This window comes from Desulfosarcina sp., from assembly GCF_055467485.1.
In genome coordinates, this window is record NZ_JBUOIV010000017.1 from 35,714 (window position 1) to 60,023 (window position 24,310).

At 57.2% G+C, this 24,310-nt stretch carries 23 protein-coding genes; 11 read left to right on the forward strand and 12 right to left on the reverse strand.

The window, feature by feature from the left end:
- Window positions 1–270, reverse strand: coding sequence for a hypothetical protein (locus ACZCED_RS10335; protein ID WP_464860748.1), 270 nt, complete (start codon window positions 268–270; stop codon window positions 1–3).
- A gap of 98 nt (window positions 271–368) precedes the next feature.
- On the opposite strand from ACZCED_RS10335, the gene ACZCED_RS10340 reads away from it, so the two are divergent.
- The 6 genes from ACZCED_RS10340 (at window position 369) to ACZCED_RS10365 (ending at window position 5,831) form a co-directional block, all read left to right on the forward strand.
- Window positions 369–719 (forward strand): helix-turn-helix domain-containing protein, encoded by a 351-nt coding sequence (locus ACZCED_RS10340; protein ID WP_464860760.1) that lies wholly within the window; start codon window positions 369–371, stop codon window positions 717–719.
- A 105-nt stretch (window positions 720–824) separates the two neighbouring features.
- Window positions 825–1,253 carry a type II RES/Xre toxin-antitoxin system antitoxin gene (parS, locus tag ACZCED_RS10345; RefSeq protein ID WP_462970858.1) on the forward strand — a complete coding sequence of 143 codons (429 nt, stop codon included), beginning with the start codon at window positions 825–827 and terminating at the stop codon, window positions 1,251–1,253.
- Window positions 1,250–1,714 carry an RES family NAD+ phosphorylase gene (locus ACZCED_RS10350; RefSeq protein WP_464860749.1) on the forward strand — a complete coding sequence of 155 codons (465 nt, stop codon included), beginning with the start codon at window positions 1,250–1,252 and terminating at the stop codon, window positions 1,712–1,714. Before parS ends, ACZCED_RS10350 begins: the two co-directional genes overlap by 4 nt.
- A 236-nt stretch (window positions 1,715–1,950) precedes the next feature.
- The gene (locus ACZCED_RS10355; RefSeq protein ID WP_464860750.1) at window positions 1,951–2,910 is read left to right on the forward strand and encodes an AAA family ATPase; all 960 of its coding nucleotides are present in this window, start codon (window positions 1,951–1,953) and stop codon (window positions 2,908–2,910) included.
- Window positions 2,907–3,851 carry a DUF58 domain-containing protein gene (locus ACZCED_RS10360; protein WP_464860751.1) on the forward strand — a complete coding sequence of 315 codons (945 nt, stop codon included), beginning with the start codon at window positions 2,907–2,909 and terminating at the stop codon, window positions 3,849–3,851. The genes ACZCED_RS10355 and ACZCED_RS10360 overlap by 4 nt, the downstream gene beginning before the upstream one ends.
- A 3-nt stretch (window positions 3,852–3,854) precedes the next feature.
- The gene (locus ACZCED_RS10365; protein ID WP_462970854.1) at window positions 3,855–5,831 is read left to right on the forward strand and encodes a transglutaminase TgpA family protein; all 1,977 of its coding nucleotides are present in this window, start codon (window positions 3,855–3,857) and stop codon (window positions 5,829–5,831) included.
- Between the two features lie 52 nt (window positions 5,832–5,883).
- Here ACZCED_RS10365 and dinB read toward each other — a convergent pair whose 3' ends face one another.
- The gene (gene dinB / locus ACZCED_RS10370; RefSeq protein ID WP_462970853.1) at window positions 5,884–7,059 is read right to left on the reverse strand and encodes a DNA polymerase IV; all 1,176 of its coding nucleotides are present in this window, start codon (window positions 7,057–7,059) and stop codon (window positions 5,884–5,886) included.
- A gap of 197 nt (window positions 7,060–7,256) precedes the next feature.
- Here dinB and nifA point away from each other — a divergent pair, with 197 nt between their 5' ends.
- A complete protein-coding gene (gene nifA / locus ACZCED_RS10375; protein WP_464860752.1) occupies window positions 7,257–8,780 on the forward strand; it encodes a nif-specific transcriptional activator NifA in 1,524 nt (507 codons plus the stop codon).
- An 8-nt stretch (window positions 8,781–8,788) separates the two neighbouring features.
- On the opposite strand, the gene ACZCED_RS10380 is transcribed toward nifA, so the two are convergent.
- A complete protein-coding gene (locus ACZCED_RS10380) occupies window positions 8,789–9,349 on the reverse strand; it encodes a hypothetical protein (protein ID WP_462970080.1) in 561 nt (186 codons plus the stop codon).
- A gap of 293 nt (window positions 9,350–9,642) precedes the next feature.
- Between ACZCED_RS10380 and thiD the strand changes: the two genes are divergently transcribed.
- A complete protein-coding gene (thiD, locus tag ACZCED_RS10385) occupies window positions 9,643–10,455 on the forward strand; it encodes a bifunctional hydroxymethylpyrimidine kinase/phosphomethylpyrimidine kinase (protein ID WP_462970081.1) in 813 nt (270 codons plus the stop codon).
- Between the two features lie 56 nt (window positions 10,456–10,511).
- Here the strand turns inward: thiD and ACZCED_RS10390 are convergent, their stop codons facing one another.
- The 4 genes from ACZCED_RS10390 to ACZCED_RS10405 form a co-directional block, all read right to left on the reverse strand.
- Window positions 10,512–10,706 carry a hypothetical protein gene (locus ACZCED_RS10390; RefSeq protein WP_462970082.1) on the reverse strand — a complete coding sequence of 65 codons (195 nt, stop codon included), beginning with the start codon at window positions 10,704–10,706 and terminating at the stop codon, window positions 10,512–10,514.
- A gap of 369 nt (window positions 10,707–11,075) precedes the next feature.
- Window positions 11,076–12,542, reverse strand: a complete 1,467-nt coding sequence (locus tag ACZCED_RS10395) for a fibronectin type III domain-containing protein (RefSeq protein WP_462970083.1) — start codon at window positions 12,540–12,542, stop codon at window positions 11,076–11,078.
- Between the two features lie 288 nt (window positions 12,543–12,830).
- On the reverse strand, window positions 12,831–13,526 hold the full coding sequence (locus ACZCED_RS10400) for an anaerobic ribonucleoside-triphosphate reductase activating protein (protein ID WP_462970084.1): 696 nt from the start codon (window positions 13,524–13,526) through the stop codon (window positions 12,831–12,833).
- Window positions 13,527–13,533: 7 nt separating this feature from the next.
- Complete coding sequence (locus ACZCED_RS10405; protein ID WP_462970085.1) at window positions 13,534–15,756, reverse strand: ribonucleoside triphosphate reductase; 2,223 nt, start codon at window positions 15,754–15,756, stop codon at window positions 13,534–13,536.
- Window positions 15,757–16,435: 679 nt separating this feature from the next.
- Between ACZCED_RS10405 and ACZCED_RS10410 the strand changes: the two genes are divergently transcribed.
- Window positions 16,436–18,916 (forward strand): vitamin B12-dependent ribonucleotide reductase, encoded by a 2,481-nt coding sequence (locus ACZCED_RS10410; protein ID WP_462970086.1) that lies wholly within the window; start codon window positions 16,436–16,438, stop codon window positions 18,914–18,916.
- Between the two features lie 274 nt (window positions 18,917–19,190).
- Here ACZCED_RS10410 and ACZCED_RS10415 read toward each other — a convergent pair whose 3' ends face one another.
- Window positions 19,191–20,048 carry a ChaN family lipoprotein gene (locus ACZCED_RS10415; RefSeq protein WP_462970087.1) on the reverse strand — a complete coding sequence of 286 codons (858 nt, stop codon included), beginning with the start codon at window positions 20,046–20,048 and terminating at the stop codon, window positions 19,191–19,193.
- Window positions 20,049–20,184: 136 nt separating this feature from the next.
- Here ACZCED_RS10415 and ACZCED_RS10420 point away from each other — a divergent pair, with 136 nt between their 5' ends.
- Complete coding sequence (locus ACZCED_RS10420) at window positions 20,185–20,430, forward strand: hypothetical protein (RefSeq protein ID WP_462970088.1); 246 nt, start codon at window positions 20,185–20,187, stop codon at window positions 20,428–20,430.
- A gap of 50 nt (window positions 20,431–20,480) precedes the next feature.
- Here ACZCED_RS10420 and ACZCED_RS10425 read toward each other — a convergent pair whose 3' ends face one another.
- From ACZCED_RS10425 to proC, 4 genes are all read right to left on the reverse strand, one after another.
- Complete coding sequence (locus ACZCED_RS10425; protein ID WP_464860753.1) at window positions 20,481–20,960, reverse strand: thioredoxin family protein; 480 nt, start codon at window positions 20,958–20,960, stop codon at window positions 20,481–20,483.
- A gap of 13 nt (window positions 20,961–20,973) precedes the next feature.
- Complete coding sequence (locus ACZCED_RS10430) at window positions 20,974–21,672, reverse strand: cytochrome c biogenesis CcdA family protein (RefSeq protein WP_462970090.1); 699 nt, start codon at window positions 21,670–21,672, stop codon at window positions 20,974–20,976.
- 101 nt (window positions 21,673–21,773) lie between these two features.
- Window positions 21,774–22,226 carry a MauE/DoxX family redox-associated membrane protein gene (locus ACZCED_RS10435; protein WP_462970091.1) on the reverse strand — a complete coding sequence of 151 codons (453 nt, stop codon included), beginning with the start codon at window positions 22,224–22,226 and terminating at the stop codon, window positions 21,774–21,776.
- Between the two features lie 199 nt (window positions 22,227–22,425).
- Window positions 22,426–23,310, reverse strand: a complete 885-nt coding sequence (gene proC / locus ACZCED_RS10440) for a pyrroline-5-carboxylate reductase (RefSeq protein ID WP_462970092.1) — start codon at window positions 23,308–23,310, stop codon at window positions 22,426–22,428.
- 283 nt (window positions 23,311–23,593) lie between these two features.
- On the opposite strand from proC, the gene ACZCED_RS10445 reads away from it, so the two are divergent.
- Window positions 23,594–24,307, forward strand: coding sequence for a FadR/GntR family transcriptional regulator (locus ACZCED_RS10445; protein ID WP_462970093.1), 714 nt, complete (start codon window positions 23,594–23,596; stop codon window positions 24,305–24,307).
- Window positions 24,308–24,310: the final 3 nt, after the last annotated feature.

Here is a 24,310-nt window from a genome sequence, read left to right on the forward strand (position 1 = left end):
TCAGGGATACCTGGGACGAACCTTGGCTTTTGTATGGAATGCGTCCAAGCCTATTTCTCCTATCTTCCTGTTGATCATCACCCACGGGTAGTTTTTGAAAACCGGATCGTCCAATGGTGTTTCAAACCGTTCGGCATAAATGCGGAAGTTGCCTAATTTCTCCTTCGGTTTCAAGCTGTACCGGCGAATATCTCCGTCCACATGGGCAAAACAGGTCTCGCAGCACAAATCACACGGGGCCAGGAAGCCCTTTATCTTTTCACCGGTCATTCATCCCTCCTTTTGTTATTTGATCCTGTTTAGACACTACCTGTTGTCCCGATAAAAGAAAAGTGGCATAAACGACATAAATGAAGCTGATAACGACAATGACCCATCGGTGGACGGAAAACAATGAAAAGCGTTACCATTCTTGGGCTTCACAACACCACGGCGACCCCCTGGTCATTAGCGCGCAAGCGTCCATCGAGCAGCATCAAACCGAAGCATTCGATTACGACCGATTGGCCGAAACACTCAACATCAGCCGCCGTTCGCTGGTACGGCAATTTAAGCTTCGTACGGGTTTCAAGCCTTTAGGGTGTTTGCAGCAACTGAGGGTGGAGCGGGCCAAGCGGATGCTGGCCAAGGGAATACCAACAGAAGTTTGGCGGATTCATGCAAGGCGAAGGCAGAAAAACCGCACGTCCGGGTCTGTGAGGCGGTGTCGGGCGGTTTGAATTTCTGCCATAACCGGGGCGCTTGGCCATGATAGGCAAGGCAACAGCGTTACCCTTTAAATTGGCTCTTTACAATATACCATTTGGGAACTATTATTTTACCAAATGGTAATTAAAATTGGCGAGGTGGTCATGTACGGCGTATCCATCGGCATCAAACCCCAGAACACGACCCAGTTGATCGCCCGGATCAAAAAAGGGCTGCCGCTGAAGACATTCGGGCAGTTGTGCAAGAACCTGGCGGTCCCGGAAAAAGAGCTGTGCAGGATTTTGAAAATCCCGCTGAGCACCCTGGCCCGGCGTAAAAAGAGCGGGCAGCTCTCCTTTGAAGAGTCCGAACGGGTATTCCGCATCGCCCGGCTCTATGACAAGGCGGTGGAAGTGTTCAGCCAACCCGAATTCGGACGCAAGTGGCTCAAGGAGCCGGCTTGGGCCTTAGGGGATGTGGCTCCCCTGGATTATGCCGACACCGAACTGGGTGCCAAGGAGGTGGAGGATCTGCTGGGACGCATCGAACATGGGGTGTTTACGTGACCCTGACGGCCTGGCGGATTGTCGAATCCAGGTATAAAAACAAAGCCTTCAGCGGCGATGGCGCCAGGCTTTTCGGCGGGCGCTGGAACAGCAAGGGATTGGCCGTGATCTACACGGCCGGCAGCCTGGCGCTGGCCTCCATCGAAATGGTCGTCAACCTGCCTTCTCCCAAGCTGCTGGAAGTATTCGTCCGTATCCCCGTATATTTCGATGCCGTGCTGGTGGAAAGCCTGCCGCCGGCAAAATATCCCCGGAACTGGCAGCACCGCCCCATCTCACCTGAAACCAAGGCCATCGGTGACCGTTGGATCAAGCAGCAGCGCTCGCCTGTACTGAAGGTGCCCAGCGTTGTGGTCCCCGAAGAGTTCAACTACCTGATCAACCCGGCCCACCCTGATTTTGCCAAGATCGAAATCGGGCGCCCGCTGGTGTATCACTTCGACCCACGTTTAGCCAAATAGCATCGACTCGTCATTATTGAGCCAATCGCTGCCCAGGTAAACCTGCAGATCCCAAACATACCCCAACAAGATCACGGATATTCCAGGCAATAGCAAAAAATTTCCGCCTGCCAGGCGGATGGGTACCCGCGTGCTACAGGATTCGTCCAAAAGGCCGATATAGGGGTTGGATTTTACCGTTTGGCGCTTATCTTGACCACAAAGCGATTTTTAAATCGAATGGGGACAGGGGCGCCGTGCCTGATCCTTCAATCTTCACCGGTGACACGCTTATGGGCATGCAATCGCAGTTTGAAACTATCGTTGATCAGGTCGGCCAGGTGGTGCTGGGCAAGGAGGTGCAGATCCGCATGGCCCTGACCTGCCTGTTTGCCGGCGGGCACCTGCTCATCGAGGACATCCCCGGCATCGGCAAGACCACGCTGGCCAAGGTGCTCTCCCGCTGCATGGGCTTGAAGTTCAGGCGGGTTCAGTTCACCAGCGACATGCTGCCCGGTGACATCCTGGGCAGTTCCATTTTTGACCAGAACACCGGTGCATTTGTCTTTCATCCGGGGCCGGTTTTCACCCAGGTGCTGCTGGCTGACGAGATCAATCGGGCCACCCCCAAAACCCAGAGCGCCCTGTTGGAGGCCATGGAGGAAGGGCAGGTCACCAGCGACGGCAAGACCCGTGAGTTGTCCGCCCCTTTTTTTGTCATCGCCACCCAGAACCCCATGGAATTGTCCGGTACCTTTCCGCTTCCCGAGTCGCAGTTGGACCGGTTTTTGATGCGCATCGAACTGGGCTACCCGGATCGTGAGGCGGAGCGGCGACTGCTGGGCGGGGACCGGACGCAGGGTCCGGCGTTGAAGGACATGAAACGGTGTCTGTCTCCCGAAGATGTGCTGGCGCTCCAGAAACAGGTAGACCAGGTGCACGTGGCCGACGCCTTTTTGAACTACCTCCAGGACCTGCTGGATTTTTCCCGTAACGGCAGGCACTTTCACATGGGCCTGTCACCGCGCGCAGGTCTGGCGCTGGTGCATGCCGCCCGCTCCTGGGCCTTTATCAGCGGCCGGGATTACGCCCTGCCCGAAGACATCCAGGCCGTATTGATCAGCGTGGTCGGCCACCGCCTCAGGTCCCGCGATGACTTGGCGGAGATCCCGGCACAGCGGCTGGAAATTCTGTTCCAGGAGGTGGCTATACCGTGACGTCGGCCATTGCACGCACCTTTTATCGCCTTGCGGGCGGCAACAAGACCGTTCCGGTGGTCCTGGGTTTACGCAACATCTATATTCTACCCACGGGTTACGGCGTGCTTTACCTGGCGGTCCTGGGGGCCATGCTGATCGGGTCGATCAACTACAACAACAACCTCGGTTTTTTACTGACTTTTCTACTGGGCAGCCTCGGGCTGACGGCCATGATGCACACCTACAGCATGCTCTATGGCCTGCGACTGGTGTCGGTGACGGCAACGCCGGTATTTGCCGGTGAACCCGTGGAGGTGGACCTGCGGCTTGCCGATGTGGACCGCCCGCGAACCGGCCTTTGCTGGTATTTCAAAACGACGCATCGTATCCGGGCGGATTTCAGGCCCCGGCAACCGGCCCGGGTCCTGGTTGGCGCAAGGGCCGGCCGCCGGGGGCTTTTTGATCCGGGATGGCTGCGCATCGAGTCCGACTATCCCCTGGGATTGTTCCGGGCCTGGGCGCGGATCGACACGGGGCTTAAGTGCCTGGTCTACCCCCGGCCCGTCTCTGCGCCGGTGCCCGGAAACACGACCGTGTCGGCCAACCAAAAAGGCGACATCGGGCAAACCGAGGGCGTCGAGGATTTTGTGGGACTGTCGGCCTACCAACCCGGCGATTCACTACGGCGAATCCACTGGCAGGCCTATTCGAGGGGCCGGGGGCTGCATGTCAAAACCTTTGCCGGCCACGCCGGCGCCGGCCTGATGCTTGATTTTGACGACATCAAGGGCGACGATACGGAGAGAACGCTCTCCATCCTCTGTTTCCATATTCTCCAGGCGCACCATCAGCGACACAGCTACGGCCTGCGGCTGGCCGGACAAACCTTTCCCGCCGCCAACGGCAGGGTCCATCGGGACCGATGCCTCCGGGCGCTGGCCCTTTTCGGAAACGGTTGAGCCATGCAGCGGCAGCCCATTCGCCCGTTGCTGCTTGCCCTTGCGCTGGCCATGGCCCCCTTGGTGCTTCAACTGCCATGGTGGACCGTAGCGTGGTGTTCGGTCTCGTGGGGATACCTGATTTTTCGGGAACGTCGCGGATGGCCCCTGGCGTCGCGAGGCGTCCGGTTGACGATTTTCATGGTCGGCATGGCGGCGGTGCTGATGTTTGCCGGCCTGCGCTTTGACGGCGGGGATTTTATCGCCCTGCTGGCCGTGATGGCCGGAATCAAACCCCTCGAGGTCCGAAGCCGGCGGGACAGTATGGTGACGGTCTTCCTGGCCTATTTTCTGACCATCACCAGCCTGTTCGTTTTCGAAAATCTTTCCATGACGCTCTACCTGTTCGTGTCGGTCTGGACGACCACCGGCGTGCTGATCCATGTGAACGATCCAACGGGATCAATCGGCCGGCAGCTGAAGCTCTCGGCCAGGCTGATCCTTGTGGCGGTTCCTTTGATGGTGCTGCTTTTCCTTCTCTTTCCACGCCTTTCCGGCAGCTTCTGGGTCTCCCCGTGGGCCAAGCAGAGCCGTTCCGGTTTTTCCAGCAGCCTGCGCATCGGCGATGTGTCCCGACTGGTGCTGGTGAACGAACCCGCCTTTGCGGTGACTTTCGACTCGCCTGTCCCTGATGTGGAACGGCTTTATTGGCGCGGAGTCGTCTTCCAGCGCTTTGACGGGGCCGGATGGTATCCCGCCAGCCGCCAGGCAATCCGCCGGGGCAGTATCGGCGGCACGGATCTGTCCCGCTACACGGTGATCCTCGAACCACACGGCCAGCGGAACCTGTTCGTCCTGGATCTGCCGGTGACGGCCAACCCCGCGGCCACCATCATGGACGATCACACCCTGACGGCCCGTCGACCCATCTGGCAGCGCTTTCGATACGGTGCGGCATCATTCCTGGACGGCCTGCAGGATCCTGCCGACGAGCCCGATGGCGCATACCTGCAACTTCCGTTGAACCGGAATCCACAGGCCGTTGCCCTGGCAAACCGGTGGGCCCTGACCCATGGCGGGACCGACGCCCTGGTGGCGGCAGCCATGGCCTTTTTTAAGGAAAATGGGTTCTCCTATACCCTGCAGCCGGACCCGTTGGGGGTTCACGCCGTGGACGATTTTCTTTTTGCCAGCCGCAAGGGATTTTGTGAGCATTTTGCGACCGGCTTTACCGTGCTCATGAGGGCGGCCGGCGTGCCGACGCGGATCGTGGGCGGGTATCAGGGGGGCAGGTGGAACGCCCTGGGCAATTTTCTGACCGTGCGCCATTCCGACGCCCACGTCTGGTGCGAGGTGTGGCAGGAAGGGCAGGGCTGGGTGCGCGTGGATCCGACCTTCGCAGTGGCCCCCGGCCGTATCGACGCCGGCATAGAACGCGCCCTAGCCGAAGAGGAACTGCTCTGGTTTCTAAGCCGTACGCGGGACGATCTGTTGTCCCGTTTGAGCGAAACCGTGCGCCAGACCTGGGAGACCGTGAATACCCGCTGGAACATATGGTTCATGGGCTTTTCCGCCGAAGACCAGATCGCGCTTTTGAAACGGATAGGCATTTCTGCGGGACGGCAAGGCGGCTGGCTGCTGTTTATGGTGCTGCCTGCGCTGTTTGTCGCCGGGGTGATGATGCTGGGCGGCATGCGCAAAAAATCAGACTCTAAACCGCTCGAAGACAACGTGCTGAAGATTTATGGCCGTTTTCTGGACAAGATGGCGACTGCCGGCATTCCCAAAGCATCCCACCAGGGGCCGTTGGACTATGGCCGCATGGTGATGGACCGGCATCCTGCACTCGAGCGCGATGTGGATGCAATTATTGGCAGCTACATCCGTCTGCGATACGGCCGCCAAGGCGATATGGGCGCCTTGCAGGCTTTCCGCCTGCGGGTGCGGCGGTTTAAGCCGCGGCAGCTGATGGCCGCCGCAAGCCGGACGGCGGAGGACTGAGGACGGATATCGGATGTCTGATTTCGGAAACCAGAAACCCGTTTTGTGATCCTCAATCCATTGACCGATCATCCGGCGGCGTCAGCGATCCCCGGTGAATGGCCGAATGGCCGAACCGTTCGGCAATCCGGTCTACAGCCCGGTCAATTCTTTCCCATCCGCTCTCTTTTTTTTCAATGCCCGGAAACAGGCAGGCCTGTTGGGGCGTGGTGTCGGCAATCAATGCCGATGCCCCAACGCCGATCAGCCGGATCGCCTTGTCCAAAGCCTGACCGGCCAGCAGGGACTCGGCCGTGCGGTAGATGGTTTCCGAGGACTGACTGGGGTGGTCCAGGGTGACGCTGCGGGTCGTCTGCTTGAAGTCCCTGTCTTTGAGTTTCAATGTGATGGTCCGGGCCAGAAACCGCTGGCGGCGAAGCTGGCGCCCCACCTCCTGGCTCTGTGCCAGCAGATGCTGCTTCAACCGTTCCCGGTCCCGGGTGTCGGCGGACAGGGTCCGTTCCGTAGAAATGGATTTGGTGGGGGAGTGGGGGGTAACGGCGGCCTCATCCCGGCCGTGGGCAAGGTCCACCAGCCGATGGCCGAATTTGCCCAGCCGCTTCACCAGAACGGTTCGGCCGGATTTTCTTACGTCTCCCAGCGTTGCGATGCCCATCTGCCTCAGCTGCTGATGGGCATGCTTGCCCACACCCGGCACCTTTTCCACGGGCAGGGCGGCGATGACAGCGGAAACGGCTTCCCGGTCGATGACAGTCAAGCCGTCCGGCTTTTGCATGTCCGAGGCAATTTTGGCCAGGAATTTCAATGGGGCAATGCCGATGGAGCAGGTCAGGTTCACCTTGTCCAGGATCTCGGTCTTAATGGCGCGCGCCATGTCAAGGGGTGTGCCGTAAAGCCGACCGCATCCGGCCGCATCCAGGTAGGCTTCATCGATGGAAACCTGCTCGACGACCGGCGAATAGCGCTCCAGGATGGCCATCACCAATCGGGACACCTCGCTGTAGCGGCCCCGGCGAGGGGGTACGATGACCAGCCGGGGGCAGCGCTTTTTGGCCATGAACATGGGCATGGCGCTGTGGATGCCGTATCGGCGGGCCTCATAGCTGGCGGCCGCCACGACTCCCCGGCCCGAGTCGCCGCCCACGACCAGGGCTTGTCCCCTCAGTTCGGGTCGGTCCAGTTGTTCCACCGAGGCAAAAAAGGCGTCCATGTCGATGTGCAGAATCATAGACCCACTTTACCGGTTACCTGTTTTCCTTTCAAGACATGTTAGGCGTCCAGGGTTGCTGGAGATGAAATGGCAGCTGCAGGGAAAGAAAATGACCGGTATCGGATTCCGGGGTTGTCAGAGATTACAAAAATGTTGTAAACAGGAATCCGTCATACATTTTTTGAGTTCCATCATGCGTCAAGAAAAGGAAAAAGATGAAAGCCATTGAACAAGTAACCCTTTTTTATGAGATATCCAATGCACTAAACGAGCATCTGGACCTGAAAAAATCCATGTACAAGGTGCTGGATATCCTCTCCACGTCCATGCAGATGGAGCGGGGTACCATCTCTATTCTCAACCCCTTGAGAAACGAAATTAACATCGAGGTCGCCCACAGCCTTTCCAAAAGCGCCATGGAGCGGGTGAAATACAAGCTGGGCGAGGGCATCATCGGCCGGGTGATCGAAACCGGCGAGGCCGTGGCCATTCCCAAAATCAGTGAGGAACCCCTGTTTCTCAACCGGACCGCATCGCGTAAAATCAAAGGGATGGGTGAAGTCTCGTTCATTTGTGTACCGGTTCAAAAGGGCAAACGGGTGGTGGGTGCCCTGAGCGTGGACCGGGCCTACGATCCTGAATACCCTCTGGAGGAAGGCACGAAACTGCTTTCCGTCGTGGCCACCATGCTGGCCCGCCATGCCATCAACCTGGAAACCATCCACCTGGAAAAAGAGGCCCTGCGGGCGGAAAACAAGCGTCTGCGGGATGAACTGGAAAACAAGTACCGCATCAACAACATCATCGGCAACAGCAACAAAATGCGCGAAGTCTACCAGATGATCAGCCAGGTTTCGCGCAGCAACGCCACGGTCCTGATCCGTGGGGAGAGCGGCACCGGAAAGGAACTGGTGGCCAACTCCATTCACTACAACTCCACGCGGTCGAAAGGGCCGTTCGTCAAGGTCAATTGCGCGGCCATTCCCACCAACCTCATCGAGAGCGAACTGTTCGGCCATGAAAAGGGCGCATTCACGGGGGCGGTCAAACAGAAGCCCGGGCGGTTTGAACTGGCCCACAAGGGCACCATTTTTCTGGACGAAATCGGCAGCATCGAACCCGATGTGCAGGTGAGGCTGCTGCGTGTTCTCCAGGAGCGCGAATTCGAGCGGGTGGGCGGCCACCGGACCCTCAAGGTGGATGTGCGCATCATCGCCGCCACCAACAAGAACCTGGAACAGGCGGTGGAGGAGGACTCCTTCCGCGGAGACCTGTATTACCGTCTCAATGTGTTTCCCATCTATATGCCCCCCTTGCGCGAACGCAAAACGGATATCCTGCTGCTGTCGGACTTCTTTCTGGAGCGGTACGCCGAAGAGAACGGACGGGAAGTCAAGCGGCTCTCCACCCCGGCCATCGACATGCTCATGGCCTACCACTGGCCCGGAAACGTGCGGGAACTGGAAAACTGCATCGAGCGGGCCGTGCTGCTCTGCGAAGAGGGTGCCATCCACAGTTACCACCTGCCGCCCACGCTTCAGACAGGCAAGGAGAGCGGCACCCTTCCGGATCTTTCCCTGGAGGATGCCGTGGGGGCGCTGGAAAGGGAAATGATCATCGACGCCTTGAAAAATACCCGGGGCAACATTACCCTGGCTTCGGAAATCCTCAAGACCACGGTGCGCAAATTTGCCTACAAGGCCAAGAAGTACGGGGTGGATTATCGAACCTACCGATAAATGGCAAGTCAGGAAGCAGCGTCGGGATTGGTACGGATGCGGCCGATCAGTACGGCCTCGCCGCGGATGGCGTCGGCCAGCTGCCGGGTGAGCGTGCCTTTCTGTGACCGGATCTGGCCGGTACCTTCCGAACGATCGACCAGCCAGGTGACGTACATTTTTTCAAGGGTGGCGTTGACATCGATCAGCACCCGGGCCATGCGTTCCCGGGCTTTCTGCATTTCTTCGGTTTGGGAGGCGACGATTCCGCGCTGATTGGGGAATTTCTTGCCGATGCGTTTCAGCCGGTCCAGTTCCGCGTCCATCATCACCAGGATGTCATCCAGCATGATCATGTTGCGGTAAAGGGCGCCGGACACCTGGTCGTGGGTAAAGCGAATCAGTTCCCCTTTGACTTTCAGGGAAGCGAGTTTGGATCGAAGCGGCTCCTTTTTAAAGTACTTGCCGTAGGCCAAAAAACCTCCGCCACCGGCAAGGGCGAGCACGAGCACCAAGGCGATGATGATTCCGGCGGCCCCGCCGCGGGGATTGTTCATCAGGCTGATCGGACGGTGTAAGTTGATGGCCATGCTTTTTTTCAGCGATATCGGTGTTTTTCGTCATTCCGGTGAAAGCCGGCGTGAAGGTATATTATCTAATTCGGCCGACGGTTCAATCATTTGACGGCGTTTTACTACCATTATCGGCAGGCGGCCGAAAACCTGAATTTTTTTTTGGCCATTTTCCCTCCAATGGCCGTTCTCGATGACGGCCTGGCCGGTTTTCCATTGACGATATCCATCTGTTTCAATAAATTAAATGGCTTATCGATTCGATCGCCATTTTTCTTTCTATCACGATAATTACCAGACAGGAGAACGATATGCGTGTGGCATTGAGCATTGCCGGATCGGATTCGTCGGGCGGGGCCGGAATCCAGGCCGACCTGAAAACCTTTCAGGCGTTGGGGGTGTTCGGCATGAGCGCCGTGACCGCGGTGACGGTGCAGAATACCCAGAAGGTATATGCCATTCAGGAGATGCGGCCGGAGATCGTTCACGGCCAGATTGTCTGCCTGTTCGACGATATCCCCGTGCATGCCGTCAAGATCGGTATGGTGGCCAGTATCCCCCTGATAGAAACCATCGCCGATGCCTTGGGCCGCATTGAACGGCTTCCCCCGGTGGTTCTGGATCCGGTGATGATTTCCAAAAGCGGGTATGCCCTGCTTCAGCCCGATGCCCAGGCTGCCCTGGTCCGGCACCTGTTTCCGCTGGCCCGGGTGGTCACCCCCAACCTGCCCGAAGCCGAGGCCCTGCTGGGAAGGAGGATCGCGGATATCGATGCGATGAAAAGCGCCGCGAGGGAAATATCGGCATTGGGGGCGAAAAGGGTCGTAGTCAAGGGGGGGCACCTGGGGCGGGGGAATGCCACGGATGTGCTGTTTGACGGAGAGGACTTCAGGCTGCTGGAGAGCCGGCGGATAGACACGGGCAACACCCACGGCACCGGCTGCACATTTTCGTCGGCCATTGCCGCCCACCTGGCGAAAGGCCAGCCGTTTTTTGACGCCGTCACCCAGGCCAAGGCCTACATTACCGGAGCGATTGCAAATGCCCTGTCGTTAGGGAAGGGATGCGGTCCCACCCACCACTTTTTCGACCTGTACCGTCGGGCGGGAATGGGAGTCGGCTGAAGGGGAGGGCCAAACGCACTCACCCTTCAGCACTGCGCCAAGAGCGCACCCATTCCTCAGCCATATGGCGGCATGTCGCGCCATTCCCCCTGGCAGCTGCCGGCGTATTTCCCGCTCAGCCGCCGGTCCGCTGCGGCCCGGCGTTCGGGAATATGCCAATCATAGGAGAGTCTGCGGCGGTCAATGCCGGTTCGCTGTTCACCGGCGGTCCGACCGCCAACCGGTCTCTGTTTCTTTGCTTTGATTTGCATGGCTTGCCTTCCTGGTTGAAGACCAGCTGAAATCGGTTCGACAGGCCTGTTATTTTGATTTAATCACACTCTATGTTGTTGCCATAGTTTTTTGCTATCACATTATATAGGGGTGGTAAAACAATTTTTATGGGTTGTCGGGTCAATGCACCGGTGTGAACCCTTAGCCTGTCTCCGGTGAGCGAGATCGCTGCTTCGCTGCAAAAATCCGCGGTGGCGGGTCACCGTAAGGATCAGAATCGCTTATCCCGGTTCGCCCGCTATGCTGCAATCACTGCTGCGTCGACTCGACTCGCGTCGGTGGTGTTTCATGATCTTGAACCGACCGCCTTTAAGTCGAGTATTTTCCCTGCCGCGCCACAATCATCTTCAGTGCAACACACTGTGATGGCGGTTTGCCTGCTCGGATTTGTCGATAATGGTCAGCAACTGGCGCATTTTTAGATGAATCCGCTGCAATGGGCCATGCTCCATCTCAGCTGCGTTGTGGATGGATGTCAAGAAGCAGCCGCCCCCGCCCCCGCCGCCGCCACCGCCTCCTGCGGTAGTGGACGCCGTCGCTGATGCGGAAAGCCCCGCCGGATCCAGGACAATTCCGTTGGCGACACCGTCGGCATCGCCGAAACTGCCGTCCTTGACTTCGACGGTCACCGACCGGCGGTCTGCAGATATTGCCGCGTGATGGGAATAATCCTGCCACCCATTGACCGCATCGTACTTGATCCAGGTGGCGCCGGCAGGTGCCGGATCGGAAAGGCCGATCGTCACCAGGGCGCGCTGGCCGGGGCGGCGAAGCACCAGTTTATAGGCCAGCAGGGCTGAAGGCAGTATGGCCGGCGTCGTCTCGTCGATTTCCAGTTCGTTCGGATCGATGAGGGCCACCTGTTCGATCTCTGCGACGGTCTCTTCGGATGCCACGGCGAGGTCCGTCGGTTCGCAGCCGATGGCCGGTGAAGCGAAGGATCGGGTTACCTGGGCCTGGACCTTGCCGCCCTGATGGTCGTCGCGAATGCCGTCCCCATCAAGATCGCCATCTACGGCCTGGGTGGTGAAGTACGCCCTGGCTGACCATGCGGACGCCCGTCCGCCGGAGTCGAAGAAACGGGCTCGCCAGCTATAGGTTCCGTTGCCGTTGAGCAGCAGAAGCGGGACCCGCACCAGGTTGAGCCAGCGGTCGGTCACTACGTCCAGCAGGCATTTTGTCGAACCGCCTTGGTATACCTGCCATTGGGTGGCGATATGGGCATCCCCGTCGGCATCGGAAAAATCACCGGCGTCGAGCAGGGGATTGCGCTCCACCTGCTCATGGGATGTCGGGAATTGCGGCTTGGGTTTCAACGGCGAGGCGCCCACACCCCGGTCATCAGGCTCCAGACCGGCGCGGAATTCATCGCGGTTGCTGATACCGTCACGATCGAGGTCCCTGTCGGCGTCATCGACCCGGGGGTCAAGGCCGAAGCGGACTTCCCAGTCATCGGGCATGCCGTCGTCGTCGTTTTGCGCAACGGGAGGAACGTAATGGACTTCATTGGAATTGGCGCTTTCCAGGCTACCGTTATAGGCCCGGGCCACAAAGTAGTATTCGGTCTGATTTTGCAGATTGTAGATGGTGCACGTGGTGGCAGCGCCTTGCCAACTGGGCTGGCTGTAATTGTAAGCCTGGCCGGCTTTTCGGGCGAAGACCCGGTAACCTTCGTGGGGGGAAACCGTTGGATCCCAACGAAAGGTCACATTGGCCGCCACAGCGGCGGTGGTTGCCATCAATATGAAGAGGAGCGTGAAAAAGGAACTGATGCGGGCAATGGCAAAAAGCGATGGTTTCACGTTTTTCTGCAAGACAATTCTCCTGGTCGGATTCCTGTGCGAATAAAAACCCACTTACGGTCCGGCAATGGATTGACCCGTTCCAAAGCAATTGGTTTGCCAGATTGTCCACAATCGATGCGCTTGGGACATAAAATACGGATCTTGTTTAATATATAATTTAATGAAGGATCGGATCAGGGATTGGGGAAAACCCGGGTTAACCGAAAGATCCATCCCGGTGGGAAAAAGGCGGTAACGCTGCTGCGCAAAAACCGTAATCGTTCGGATGCGTGGAAAGGAAAGTGATTTCAAGGGTGATCAACGGATCACGCAACGCTTTACAAAGGGGGCGGCCCGGGGTTTTAACCGTTGCATCTCGTCCGCAGAGAGGCCTGGGTCTTGCTTTTGGTTGAATTCGGGATCAAGGCAAGCGGCACGACGGTTGAACGGTTGGAGTACATAGCACGCGGCGCCTTCGATCGATTTGGCAATGGCTTCAACCGTGGTTCCGTTGATAAATGGGGCGGCACAGGTTGTGCGGAATTCGTAGGCGGGGGCGGATTCCATGATGGTGCGGATGCTCGCTGTCATCTGCTCATGGATGGTTGGGTTTCGGCTGAAAGGGGAGTAGTCGTGCAAGGGCGCCTTGATGTCCATGGCGATAAAATCAACCAGGTGCTCCGAAATAAGTTGACGGAGCACACCTGGCCGACTGCCGTTGGTATCCAGTTTCACCGGATATCCCAGCGCCTTGACGGCCCGGCAAAGATCGACGATACCCCTGTCCAGCGTGGGTTCTCCACCGGTGATCGCCACGCCTTCCAGCATGCCCCGGCGGGATTTTAAGAAATCGATGATCGCGGTCAACTCAAAGCGCGCCGGGTATTCGCCCCGGGCCAGGTCGGCGTTGTGGCAATAGGGGCAGATGAAATTACAGCCGGTGACGAAAAGGACACAGCTGATCTTGCCGGGAAAGTCGATAAAGGAGTTTTTCTGGAGACCAGCCAGGATCATGTTCGTGCTATACCGACCCCATCTGCCGCAGGGCATCATCGGTGCACACCGGATCGATCGCCTCGGTGGGGTCGTCCATCGGCGGGTTGCACCGGACATCTTCCTTCATGGCGACGGCCGCCTCTACCCCCGGCTCCCCGAGGGCGATCTTGAATGGGCGACGGCGGCAGTATTCAGCCTGTTTGCCGTCGTTCCACTGCTTCACCGGCCGCAGGTACCCCACCACCCGGGAATAGACTTCCGTTTCGCGGTTGCAGTGTGAGCAGCGGGTCTGTTCACCATTGAGGTAGCCGTGGGACGGACAGATCGAAAAGGTGGGGGTCAGGGTGAAATAAGGCAGATGGTAATTGTCCGACACCTTGCGGATCAGCGACTTGACTGTCTCGATGTCGGTGACCTGCTCGCCTAAAAACAGATGCAGTACAGTGCCGCCGGTGTATTTGACCTGCAGGTTGTCCTGGAGCATCAGCGTTTCGAAAATATCATCGGTGTGATTCACCGGCAGTTGCGTGGAATTGGTGTAATAGGGCACGGCTCCTTTTTGAACGTCCTCCTCGTTGGCGCAAAGGATGTCCGAGAAGCGTTTCTTGTCGATCATGGCCAGGCGGTATGAGGTGCCTTCGGCCGGGGTTGCTTCCAGGTTGAAGATATCTCCGGTGCGGTCCTGGATCTCGGTGATCATGGCCCGCAGTTCGTCCATTACCTTCACGGCAAAGGCCTGGCCGCTGGCAGTGGTGATGTCCGTTCCCAGAAAGTTCAGACAGGCTTCGTTCATGCCCACGATGCCGATGGTGGAAAAATGGTTCTTCCAGTAGACGCCGGCGCGGTTCTTGATGGACCTCAAGTAGAACTTGGAATAGGGGTACAGGTTCTTGTCGGTGAACTGCTCCAGGACTTTGCGCTTGATGGTCAGGCTTTCAATGGCCAGGTCCACCTTGGCCTGGAGACTGCCGAAGAATTCGGTTTCATCCTTGGCTTCATGGCCGATCCGCGGGAGGTTGATGGTCACCACGCCGATGGAACCGGTCAAGGGATTGGCGCCGAAAAGACCGCCGCCGCGCTTGAGCAGTTCGCGGTTGTCCAGTCTCAGGCGGCAGCACATGGAACGGGCGTCTTCCGGAGACATGTCCGAATTGACGAAATTGGAGAAGTAGGGGATGCCGTATTTGCCGGTCATCCGCCAAACGGTTTCCAGGTTGGGGTTGTCCCAGTCGAAATCCTTGGTGATGTTATAGGTGGGGATGGGGAAGGTGAAGACGCGTCCCTTGGCGTCGCCTTCGATCATCACTTCGGCAAAGGCCCGGTTGAAGGTGTCCATCTCGGGCTGGAACTCGCCGTAAGTGGTTTTTTTATCCTTGCCGCCAATGATCACCGGGTGGTCCTTCAGTGTGCCCGGCACGCAAAGATCCATGGTGATATTGGTGAAAGGCGTCTGGAATCCCACCCGCGTGGGAATGTTGATGTTGAAGACGAACTCCTGGAGGGCCTGCTTGACCCGGGCATAGTTCAGCTTATCGTAACGGATGAAGGGTGCCAGCAGGGTGTCGAAATTGGACAGGGCCTGGGCGCCGGCCGCCTCCCCTTGAAGGGTGTAGAAAAAATTGACGATCTGGCCGAGGGCTGAGCGCAGGTGCTTGGGCGGCCCGCTTTCGACCTTGCCCTCGACGCCCTTGAACCCGTTGCGCAAAAGGTCGGTGAGATCCCAGCCGACGCAGTAGACCGACAGCAGGCTCAGGTCGTGGATATGAATGTCGCCCTCGGCATGGGCCCGCCGAATTTCCGGCGGATAGATCTTGTTGAGCCAGTATTCGGCGGTGACGTCCGATGAAATGTAGTTGTTGAGCCCCTGGAGGGAGTAGCACATGTTACTGTTCTCTTTGATCTTCCAGTCCAGCTTGCGGATGTAGTGTTCCACCAGGTCCACCTGGGCCTCGGTAGCAATGCGCCGGATCTGGGCATGCTGCTCCCGGTAGATGATGTAGGCCTTGGCTGTCTTATAGTAGGGGGAGTCAAGCAGTACCCGCTCCACGATATCCTGGATCTCCTCCACCTCGGGAGTGGATCCCATGCGAAGCTCATGGGCCAGGGTCAGCACCCGCAGGGTCATCTTCTTGGCGTCCCGTTCCCCGAATTCTCCCGAGGCACGGCCGGCCTTGGCGATGGCCGCGGTAATCTTGGAGGGGGCAAACTCGACAATTCGGCCGTCACGCTTTTTGATCTGCTCAATCACGGGCATCTCCTCGGGTACAGCATTCGCTATTGGTGGTTTGAAACGACGAAAAAAAAGCCGCAGCCGGCCTTTTTTTCAGGGGGTGCAACATATCGGGCAATTTCGGATTTGGTGTAATTCCAGCCCCATGGACAACGAGGCGGTAATGGGCTTCATACAACAAGATGTTGTTGTCTGTCAAGGAGCTTTTTCCATATGTTGTGGCTTCGGCCGGCCTGCGCAGGAGCAGGCAACTTGCTGTGTTTGCTTATAAAACAAACCCGTTTGGGATCACCTGGGGTAACTTTCGGTCAAACAGCGCCGGTTTTTCCTGAACGCCTGCTGTGGGTATATGTTGTGCTAAAAGTTGCTTGACATACAATATGTTGTATGAGAAATTAATTTAAATGCTGGTGCGGCAGGGTTGCGGCATTGACTGTTTCCATCGTGTTGACCCTGAATGGTAGGTCCCCTTTCCCCCCGCGTGTCGTGCCGGCATTACGTCCGATTCGGGCAGGATTCCCACACTAGAGAAACCCCTAAACCGTCACTTGCAGGTGCCTGGGGTTTCTTTTTCCCGTTAAAATCGGAGATGGATGCGAGCCGCCCTAACCCCGACGTCTTGCAAGCGGAACCAGGGTTCTGGATCCGGGCATCAGGTTTATAAACCGCTTACCCTATTTTGGAGTTGTGACCCCCTATGGCACAGAAAGAGAAAATTCTCATCGTAGACGACGGAAACGTGGACCTGAACACCCACGTGTGGGATGACCAGGTTTTCTGCAAGAGCCTTATCGGCGCCAATGCCGTCAACAAGAGTCAGGCCAAAGAGATCGCCCGGTTCATTCGATCCACCATCGATCGCATGGACCTTCGGCACATTTCTTCGCCAATGGTTGATGAGATGGTCAAGGCCAAGCTGGCCGAGTACGGCCTGAATGCCCAAGGGCCGGTGAGATTGACCCGGGACATGTTCATCAGGAACGGCATCGACCTTTCTTCCAACGCCAGGACCGTACTGGAGCGGCGCTATTTGAAGAAGGATACGGAGGGCAGGATCCAGGAGACGCCGGCGCAGATGTTTCACCGGGTGTCCCGGCACATCGCCCAGGCAGAAAAAAAATACGACGAGAACGCCGACATCCAGAAAGTCACCGAGCAGTTCTATGCCCTGATGACCGATTTCAAGTTTCTGCCCAACTCGCCCACCCTGATGAATGCCGGCAGGCGCCTGGGGCAGTTGGCGGCTTGTTTCGTGCTTCCCATCGAAGACAGCATGGAGGGTATTTTCGACTCGCTCAAAAATGCTGCCATTATTCACAAATCGGGCGGCGGCACCGGATTTTCCTTTTCCCGGCTGCGGCCCAAGAACTCCATGGTGGGTACCACCGGCGGCATCGCCTCCGGTCCCATTTCCTTCATGAAGATCTTCAACACCGCCACCGAACAGGTCAAGCAGGGGGGGACCCGCCGCGGCGCCAACATGGCGATCCTGCGGGTGGATCACCCGGACATCGTCGAGTTTATCCACTGCAAATCCACCAATACCGAGCTGAACAATTTCAACATCTCCGTGGGCATTACCGAAGCATTCATGGCGGCGGTCAAAGCCGACGGCGATTACGACCTGGTGGATCCCCGGGATCGTCAGACGGTGGGGACGCTCAATGCCAGGGAGGTCTATTCGGCGTTGATTCAACAGGCATGGAAAAACGGCGATCCGGGGATCGTATTTCTCGACCGCATCAACCGGGACAACCCCACGCCCGCGTTGGGCGAAATCGAGAGTACCAACCCCTGCGGTGAACAGCCATTGCTGCCCATGGAGGCCTGCAACTTAGGATCCATCAACCTTTCCAAGTTCGTCATCGAGGACCAGGGCGAGGCAAGAATCGATTTTGACGCCTTGAAGGAGGCCGTTTGGACATCGGTCCGCTTTCTGGACAACACCATCGACATGTCCCGCTATCCCTTACCGGCCATCGATGCGATGGTGAAGGGGAATCGCAAGATCGGCTTGGGAATTATGGGTTTTGCCGACCTGCTATTCCAGCTGGCCATTCCCTACAACAGCGAAAAGGCCCTGGCCGTGGCGGAGGAGGTCATGGGGTTTATCCAGTCCGAATCCCACCGGGCCTCTCTTGCCCTGGCCGAGCAACGCGGGGTGTTTCCCAATTATGAGCAGAGTCGTTACCGCGGTGACAGCCAGTCGGCCTATCGCAATGCCACCACGACGACTATCGCCCCCACCGGAACACTGAGCATTATCAGCAACTGTTCGTCAGGCATCGAGCCGCTTTTTGCATTGAGTTTCGTACGCACCGTCATGGACAACGACAAACTCACGGAGGTCAATCCCCACTTCGAGGCTGCGGCCCGGCGGCAGGGTTTCTACTCCGAGGCGCTCATGGAGGCCGTTGCCGGTGCCGGAACCATCGCCCACATGGACGATATCCCGGATGCGGTGAAGCAGGTCTTCGTCACCGCCCACGACATCTCGCCGGAGTGGCACCTGCGCATGCAGGCGGCCTTTCAAAAGCACACGGACAACGCCGTATCCAAGACGGTCAACCTGGCCCGGGACGCCACGGTGGCGGATGTGCAGAAGATTTACGACCTGGCCTGGGAACTGGGCTGCAAGGGCGTTACCATCTACCGGGATGGCAGCAAGGAAAACCAGGTGCTCTCGTTTTCGGCGGCCGAAAAGACGGAGGATGCCTTCATGACCGCTGTGCGCAAGCGGCCCGATACCCTGAACGGATTTACCACCCGCGTAAAGACCGGACTTGGGCAACTCTACGTGACGGTGACCGATTACCACGGCAAACCTTTCGAAGTCTTCGCCACTATCGGCAAATCGGGCCGGTCCACCACCGCCAAGACCGAGGCCATCGGGCGACTGGTCTCCCTGGCCTTTCGATCGGGTGTTACCGTGGATAAGGTGGTGGAACAGCTCAAGGGGATCGGCGGCGAGCACCCCGTTTTCCAAAATGGGGGTCTGGTGCTCTCCATCCCAGATGCGATCGCCCGGGTACTGGAACAGCATTATTTAAAAGGTGAGAAAACGAAACGCACGGGGGGCAGCCTGATGGGCGAGGTCTGCCCCGAGTGCAGCCAGACCATCAGCTTCGAAGAAGGGTGCATGACCTGTCACTTCTGCGGATTTACCAAGTGCGGCTAAGCGGCGGACATCCAGCAGCGGCGCCTTTTGACCCATGCCGGCGTTCTCGCTCTGGCTACTCCTCGACGTCGCGCTGCCACACCTGCGGGTTGCCATCGCTGCGGCCTTGGCCTGAACCACCATCCACCACTTCTGGACGTACGTCCATGTCGGGGATCGAGAATGCAGAAGGCAGACGCTCAACGGTCAATTCAAGGATGGCCGCCCATTTTGTATTTGGTTTTGACCGTTGACATTTACGCCTAACTACAAGAGGAACAGCACGGGATTGCCATCATTTTTTAGTAGTACTGCCCATCATCCGTCTATGGGGCATGGGCGTCTCCGGGGTTACCCACAGGTAATCGGCCCAGGATAGTTCGGCCTCGTCGCCTACCGGCGCGAGGTAGATGGTCTGGAAAGGGGCCGGGGATCGGGCAAAGGCCCGATTGGGAACACCGAATTTGCGGATGATATGCCCGTTTCCCGCGATAACCACCATCTTTCCCGACCCCAGGTTGTCGGCGACAGCGTCGGCCATGGCATCTTCCCAGGTGCACTGGGCTTCATAGAAGTACGAGAAGTTTTCCCGACCCGGGATGGTGTGCAGATTGAAAATCTCCTCCACGTATTGCCGATGGGCGGCTACTGAGGTGTCCACCTTTTCGGGCAGGTGCCGGCGATCATCTTCGGACAGGCTGGCGATGCCACCCACGCTGATCTTGCCGGGGATGTGAAAAGGTACATTCAGGGCGATGATCCGAAGTCCTTTTTCCTTTGCATATTCCAGGATATCGCGGTAAAGATTGAAATCGAAGCGCCAGTTGGCATACCAGTGGGTTTTTTCAATAAATTCGGTCTGGTCAAGCTCCCCGGCCGTCCACTTATCCAGCACCGGCTGGTAGGTGCGATCGAACATCTCCATGCCGATGGCCAACTGCGTGGTGGTCGGCGCAAGCGCTTTGATGACTTCCAGTTGAATGGCGTGGTGGTAAGGGTTCGTATGGCTTTCTCCCACATAGACCACCCGGGTATCGGCCAGATCGGCGATCAGTCGTTCCCGGGACACCACCGACACCGTGGCTGTTTTCAGGATGGTATTTTCCATCAGGCGGGTCGGATTGTCCTTGATGGAGAGCGTCTTCGGAGTCACGGCACATCCACCGATAGCAGCCATCCCCAGCGCGGCAACTGTCAAAAGAAGCCGCCGATTAAAGAGCCGCCTGTTCAGGTGCCCTCGTTCTTTATTGCTTGATAGGATCATTTGCTGACAAGCTCCGGAGGTATGCGTGAAAGTGAAATTTAAAAGCGAACTCCTTTTCCGCAAGGCCTTTATCCCATGGTACGACACGGGGCCCGCCATGGTGCTGACCCTGGCTTTTGCCTTGGCGGTTCTGCTGTTCAGCATCACCGGCGTTGCCGCAGCGCTGGATACGACCAGTTATCAAGATTACATCTGGGTCCCCTGTCTCTTGGGAATCCTGTCACTGGCGATCACCATCTCCACTCTCATTCGACTGATCAGAAGAGGTTAGCCCAGATCGATCCGATCGCTGATTGATATCGCCCTTTCGGTTTGATCGCCCTACTTCCCCTTGTCCACGAAAGCCTGGAAACTCATGGTCAGGTAGCTGTCGGAACCAATATACTTAAGGATCTTCAGCATCTCATCCGCAGCAATATACCCGGGACGATTCCCAATCCTGTCTCCGTTTTCCGAAATGAACCACGTGCTGGGAAGCCCCCTGACATTGTACTTGGCGGCAATGTCCTGCTCCCGGTCCGAGTTGACGCTGATCGGTACAAAGTTGCGGTTGACGTAGGCAATGACCGTGGGGTTTTGAAACGTCTCCTTTTCCATTTGAAGACAATAGCGGCACCAGTCTGCATTAAAGACCAGAAACACTTTCTTGTTTTCGGCCTCTCCCCGTTGCCTGCCCTCGGCGTAGGAAAGCCACTGGATGCCGGCGTCTCCGGTCTGGGTTCCAGATGCACCAACCGCACCGGTGAGCAGGGTCAGCACTATCGTCAGGGCAATTGTCGCCAGGTTGCATCTGTTTTTCATAACACCACGTATCCTATGCGCTGATCAGATTCAGTTTATCAGTAACCAGCAGCAGGCCGAGGATCAGCAGCAGCAGGCCTGCGGTCAAGTTAATATACTTTATCGACCAGGATACCTTTTTAATGAAGGATAATAGTGAATCGACAAATACGGCAAGCACCAAAAAAGGTATTGCCAGCCCGGCGGCATAAACGGACAGCAACCCGATGCCATCGGCCACTGTTTCCTGGTTGCCCGCCACAATGAGGATGGATCCCAGCAGCGGGCCGATGCATGGGCTCCACCCGGCCCCGAAGGCCATTCCCACGAAAAAGGTCCCCATAACATGCAGGGGCTTCTTCTGTACCTGAAGCCGCCGTTCGAATTCCAGAGACCCGAACCGGATCAATCCGGTCATATGAATGCCTAAAAGGATGATCAGAATGCCTCCGACGATCCGTATCCAGTCCCGGTAGTGGAAGATGGTCCCACCGATGAATGAGGCGGAAGCGCCCATAAGGACGAAAACCAATGAAAAACCGAGGACATAGCTCAAGGTTGCCCGGATGACCTGACCCCGGACGCCCATGGTCCGGGCGCCGGTTAATTCATCCAATGAAAGTCCGGTGATAAAGGTAAAATAGGCCGGTATCAGCGGCAGGATGCACGGGGAGAAAAACGAAAGCAGGCCTGCGAACAGGGCTGCGGGATAGGAAATCGATTCTGTAAACATGCCTGCGGTCAATCCTCCGGTGCTGCTGGCAATCTCGAATGATAGCTGTCTCTGCTGGTGAGCCGCCTAACCCTTGTCCGGTTACAATAAAAGCACCCCGATCATTGAACGGACGGCTGCCGCTGCTGTCTTGAAAAATAAAGGACCCATGCCCCGGCTGCCAGAATAAACAGGTTTCGCAGCGCATTCACAGTGATATTCGATGGCTCCCTGGCCGCCAGTGAAAAACAACCACAGGCGATGTTCAATCCACGAAAGTGGTTATAGAGGAGGAGCCCGGTAAAGACGACCATCATCAAGCATATCATCAGCGACGCACCCTTTTCAAGCCGTCCGAAAACCAGCGCCAGTCCACACACCGCCTCGATCCAGGGGAAAACCACGGCTGTTGCTGAAACCAGCGGCGGCGAAAGCAGCTGGTAGTTGGTCACAATTGCCGCAAAGGCCGCCGGGTCGGCGATCTTGCCGGCGCAGGAAAACAGGAAAATCGCCCCCAGTGCGATCCGGACGACGAACGTAACGTTTTCAACAACGGCTGGAGGAAGCGGTTTCATATTTTTGTCCCGGTCTGCAATCATTCATGCCGACCGAAAAAAATAATCATGTGTGCTGAATTCGACAAGGCCGGGTATCGATCAGGCAGCCATTCACGGGTTCCGGGTTCAGGGGCCCTGGTTCCCGGTATCAGCTTTGAGGCTTGAGCTTTTTGCCTTATCAGCTATTCTGTTCTGGATTCCAATGAACGCCTGCGCTTCAAGGCTGCGTCTGACCGTTTGAAAAATTCTTGATCATGGCCTCCCCGAGTTCCTTGGAACGGTTGGTGGCGGCTTCCACGGCATTGATGAGTGTGGTGCGAAGTCCGCCTTTTTCCAACGTGTGAAGGCCGGCGATCGCCGTACCGCCCGGTGAGGTGACTGAATCTTTGAGCTGTCCGGGATGGGCATTGGTTTCAAGAAGCAGCTTGGCTGCGCCCAGGATAGTCTGGGAGGATAGGAACAGGGCGTCTTTTCGGGAAAGTCCCACTTTGACGCCGGCATCGGCCAGGGCATCGACAATCATGAAAATATAGGCAGGACCGCTGCCGCTGAGCCCCGTGATGGCGTCCATCAGGTAGTTTTCCTTGAGGAAGATGGATTTGCCCACCGAATCGAAAATAGCCATGGCCAGGTCAACGTCCTGCTTATCTGCATGTCCGCCGGCGGCGACAGCCGTGGCGCCTTCACGGACGGCCACAGCCACGTTGGGCATGACCCGGATCAGGCGAAGGTCCTTGTTGAGCAATGACTCGATGGCCGCCAAAGGAACACCGGCAGCAATCGAGATGATCAGCTTGCTCATGTCCAGGTAGTCGGCGGTTTCCTTTAGTACACTGGCCATAATCTGGGGCTTGATGGCATAGATGACGATATCCGCTGACTTGACCACTTCAATATTATCCGTGGTGGTGGTTACCTTGTATTTTTGCCTGATGGGTTCCAGCTGACGCTCGCTGGCATCGGAGCAGATGATGTTTTCGGGCAGGGCTGCACCGGATCGGATTAATCCGTCAATGAGGGCGTTGCCCATATTTCCGGTCCCGATCATACCTATTTTCTTATTGGTCAACATGGATTCGTTCTCCTTTTGGGTTGGCTCCATCGCAGATAGTTCACCTACGTTCTACACCTTTATTGTGTCAAGGGAAATCATGCGGCCGTCACGTCTTGTTCAAGGACGACAATACTGAAACCGGTGATTGGTCCGCGGGTCGGCGGTTGGGGCTTGACATCGACGACCGAGAATTGTAATGGTTTAACCATTACAGCAAATGGTTAAACCATTAGGGTTCCTGCTGTCCCGCCTCTTTCCATTCATCGTCTGAAGCGCAAACCTGCCGATGGCGATACTGCGGGGGGATGCAGGAATCACGGGAAAAACGACCATGTTCAAAGCAGCCAAACAGACCCGGATTTTTCAGGATGTAGTGGAACAGATCCAGGAGACCATCCTTGCCGGAAAACTCATGCCCGGCGAAATGCTCCCTTCGGAACGTGAGCTCAAAGCGATGCTTCAGGTAAGCCGGGGAACCTTGCGAGAGGCCTTGCGGGTGCTGGAGCAAAAGGGCCTTATCGAAATCAAGCTGGGGGTGGGCGGTGGTGCCGTCGTGCAGGATGTCAGTTATGACCAGATCAACGAAAGCCTGGCCCTGCTGATCCGTTACCAGAAGGTCTCGCTCCGACACCTCACGGAGTTCCGGGTGGGCGTGGAGGGACGCGTGTCGGCCCTGGCTGCAGAACGGGCCACGCCGGCAGATGTCATCCATCTCAAATCCCTGCTGGAAAAGGCTCGCCAGTTTGCTGAAAAGGGCAGCGATTTCCAGAAGGGGTTCGTGGAGGTGGATAAGCAGATTCATCTGTCCCTGGCCGAAATAACGGGAAATCCGGTCTACATCTCCCTGCATCACACGGTCCATGACAACATCGACCAGTACTATGAAACCTTTCTGGTCATGAAACAGCGCGAAATGGAGGAAAATCTCAAAGATCTGGGCAACATCATCGATGCCGTGGAAAAAAAGAATGCAGATGAGGCGCGGCTGCTGGCCGAAGCTCACGTATTGCGATTCAACCACTACATGGAAAACCGGGAGATTTAACGA